The sequence below is a fragment of the Chitinophaga sp. genome (assembly GCF_036569125.1).
GTDB lineage: Bacteria > Bacteroidota > Bacteroidia > Chitinophagales > Chitinophagaceae > Chitinophaga.
In genome coordinates, this window is the sequence record NZ_DATCRF010000361.1 from 1 (window position 1) to 3,738 (window position 3,738).

Here is a 3,738-nt window from a genome sequence, read left to right on the forward strand (position 1 = left end):
GATGCTGAAAGTGCTGAAGCAATACTACATGGCCACGCAGGACCCGCGCGTGATCACTTTAATGACCAGGTATTTTAAGTACCAGCTGAAAGAGCTGCCGCAAAAACCGCTGGATCACTGGTCGTTCTGGGCCCGCTACCGCGGCGGTGATAACCTGATGGTGGTATACTGGTTATACAATATCACCGGCGATAAATTCCTGCTGCAGCTGGGCGATCTGCTGCACAAACAAACCTTTGATTATACCAATGCTTTCCTGCAGGGCGATCTGTTAGCCACGACCGGTAGCATACACGGCGTAAACCTGGCCCAGGGCATGAAAGAGCCGCTTATCTACTACCAGCAGCACCCGGAAAAGCAATATATAACGGCAACGGATAAAGGATTACAGGACCTGCGTAAGTTTAATGGGCAGGCCAATGGCATGTATGGGGGCGATGAAGCCCTGCACGGCAACAACCCTACACAAGGCTCCGAATTATGCAGTGCTGTGGAAATGATGTTTTCCCTGGAAAACATGCTGGAAATTACCGGCAGCATAGCGTATGCCGACCATATTGAAAAAATTGCCTTTAATGCATTACCCACACAGGTAACGGCGGATTGTATGAACCGCCAGTATTTTCAGCAGGCCAACCAGGTCATGATCTCCCGCCACATCCGCAATTTTGATATTAACTATGACGGTACAGATGTATGTTATGGTTTGCTTTCCGGCTATCCCTGCTGCACTTCCAACATGCACCAGGGCTGGCCTAAGTTTACCCAAAACCTCTGGCATGCCACGTCCGATAAGGGTTTGGCAGCATTGCTGTACGCACCCAGCGAAGTGAAAGCCACTGTAGCAAATGACCGGGAGGTTACGGTAAAGGAAACAACCAATTACCCCTTTGAAGAAGCTATTCAATTCACCATTACTACCGATAAGGGCGGGGCTGTTACTTTTCCCTTTCACCTGCGCATACCCAAATGGTGTACAAAGGCGGTTATAAAAGTGAATGGAAAAGTATTGCAGGACGCTAACAGCGATCAAATAGTAAAGATCAGCCGCGCCTGGACTTCCGGCGATGTGGTGGAGCTGGCGCTGCCCATGCATATTTTTAAGGAGAATTGGTATGAAAATTCTATGTCGGTAGAACGCGGCCCTTTAACCTATGCCTTGAAAATAGGCGCATCCGTAAAAAAGGTAAAGAACGATAAAGACCCGGTAGATTATGGTGCGGAATATTACGAAGTACACCCCACCACCCCCTGGAACTATGGACTGATAGAGGTGCCGGACAACAAGCTGGAAGCCAGTTTCAGCGTGGAAAAGAAGAACACCATAGCCGCTTATCCCTGGGACCTGGAAAATGCACCGGTGATGCTGAAAACAAAGGCCCGGCGCATTCCATCCTGGCAATTGTATAACGATATGACAGGCCCCATTCCGTTCAGCGTTACCTACCATATGGAAGCTGTGCAGGAAGCGGAAGAGGTTATACTGGTGCCCTATGGCTGTACGCAGCTGCGTATAGCCCAGTTCCCGGTAGTAGGAAACAGATAACGGATAAACCATCTATATGAAAAAATTTGTTCAGCTCTTACCCGCGCTGTTATTGCTGTTCATCAGCAGCTATGCGCAAAAGAAACCCACGCAGCCCAATATCATTTTCATCCTGTCAGATGATCATGCGTACCAGGCTATTAGCGCTTATGGCAGTAAGCTGATGCAAACACCCAATATAGACCGCATTGCACGGGGCGGCGCTCTTTTCAGGAATGCGCTGGTAGGTAATTCCATTTGCGGCCCCAGCCGCGCTACCCTGCTTACGGGCAAGTATAGTCACCTGAACGGGTATACGCTAAACGAAAAAAAGTTTGATATTTCGCAGGAGCTGTTTCCCCGCATTTTGCAGCAGCATAATTACCAGACCGCCTGGATAGGGAAGTGGCACCTGGGCAGCCTGCCACAAGGTTTTGATTACTGGAATATTTTACCGGGCCAGGGCCAGTACTACAATCCTGACTTTATAAAAATTGGCGGCGATACTTCCCGCTCCAGTGGGTATGTAACTAACCTGATCACAGAATTTTCCATTGACTGGCTGCAGCAGCGGGATACCAGCAAACCATTTTTTATGGTAGTAGGAGAAAAAGCTACGCACCGCGAATGGCTGCCGGACATTCAGGACCTGGGCGCTTATGATAACATTGACTTTCCCCTGCCCGCTAATTTTAAGGATGATTATAAAGATCGTATAGCCGCGCAGAACCAGGACATGACCATTGCCAATACCATGCGCCTGAAAGAAGATCTGAAAGTACATGCCGACTATGAAAAAAGCGGCATCTACAACCGTTTTAATCCGGAACAGAAAAAGGCCTTCATGGATTATTATGAAGATAAAGTGAGCAAAGAATTTGATGCGAAAAAGTTAAGCGGCGATGCCCTGGTAAAATGGAAATACCAGCGCTATCTGAAAGACTATTTAGCCACTGCCCGCTCTTTGGACCGTAACATTGGCCGGCTGCTGGATTACCTGGACAAAAGCGGCTTATCAAAAAATACGGTAGTCATCTACGCCTCTGACCAGGGCTTTTATTTAGGAGAACATGGCTGGTTCGATAAACGTTTTATTTATGAAGAATCTTTACGCACGCCCTTTGTGATCCGCTACCCGGGCGTAACAAAGCCGGGTACCACCATTCCGCAGCTGATGGTGAATATTGACTGGGCGCCCACTATTTTAGATATGGCCGGTGTACCTGCGCCTGCGGAAATGCAGGGCGCCTCTTTTTTACCCCTGCTGAAAGGAGATACAAAGAACTGGCGTAAGGCAGCTTATTATCACTATTACGAGTTTCCACAGCCGCACCATGTATACCCGCACTTTGGCATCCGCACAGAAAAATATACCCTGGTGCGCTTCTATGATCAAACCAATACCTGGGAATTATATGACCTGCAAAAAGACCCGCAGGAAATGCATAACCTGTATGGGCAGGCAGCCTATAAGCAGGTTACGGCTGATTTAAAACAGCAGCTGCGGCAGCTGATCCGGGAGTATAAGGATGGGGAGGCATTAAAGATCATGGACCAGCAATAAAGAACCCTCCGCAAAGGCGGAGGGCTGCAGTTGTAGGTAAAACAGGCAAGCATTAAAACGGTTACTATTGAATGATCTGTTGTGCAATGGCCTTGCGCACCAGCGCGGATGAATTATTTACTTTAAACTTCTGCATCATGTTCCGCCGGTGTGTTTCCACGGTTTGCGGGCTTACAAACAATTGTGCTGCAATAGCAGCCGTGGTGGCGCCTTCGCTTACCAGCTGCAATATCTCCTTTTCTCTTTTGGTAAGCCGCGGCACATCCGTGCTTTGGGCTGAAGGGGCAAACAGTATTTTCTGCACTTCAGCGTTCATGGTGAACTGGTTGTCCAGCACCTGGAAAATAGCGCTGATCAGGTCTTTTTTGGAAGTGTTCTTCAGCAGATAACCATCAGCCCCGTTCTCCAGCATTTCCCGGATCACGCTTTTTTCCGTGTGGTTGGTAAGCGCAATTACCCGCGTGTCCGGGTGTTTGGCTTTAATGATCTTACAAACCTCAATGCCCGACATTTCCGGCAGGCTGATGTCCAGCAGCACTACATCCACGTCATTGGCCGCCAGGAATGCCAGCGCAGAGCCGCCATCCATGAAAGTACCGCTGATACGGATGCCTGCTGCGTTCTGCAAAATGCTGCACAGGCCTTCCAC

3 protein-coding genes are annotated in these 3,738 nt (G+C 48.9%); 2 read left to right on the forward strand and 1 reads right to left on the reverse strand.

Features of this window, described 5'->3' with window-relative positions; genetic code table 11:
• Together VIM87_RS13265 and VIM87_RS13270 are read left to right on the forward strand one after the other, a co-directional pair.
• Positions 1 to 1,546: beta-L-arabinofuranosidase domain-containing protein (locus tag VIM87_RS13265; protein ID WP_331997461.1), on the forward strand; the 1,546-nt coding region annotated here is incomplete at its 5' end.
• A gap of 16 nt (positions 1,547 to 1,562) precedes the next feature.
• The gene (locus VIM87_RS13270) at positions 1,563 to 3,089 is read left to right on the forward strand and encodes a sulfatase (protein ID WP_331997462.1); all 1,527 of its coding nucleotides are present in this window, start codon (positions 1,563 to 1,565) and stop codon (positions 3,087 to 3,089) included.
• A 64-nt stretch (positions 3,090 to 3,153) separates the two neighbouring features.
• Here VIM87_RS13270 and VIM87_RS13275 read toward each other — a convergent pair.
• Positions 3,154 to 3,738: response regulator transcription factor (locus tag VIM87_RS13275; RefSeq protein ID WP_331997463.1), on the reverse strand; the 585-nt coding region annotated here is incomplete at its 5' end.

Excerpts from the sequence above, each read along its gene's own strand:
- VIM87_RS13270 (WP_331997462.1), top strand. The coding sequence starts at position 1,563 with ATGAAAAAATTTGTTCAGCTCTTACCCGCGCTGTTATTGCTGTTCATC.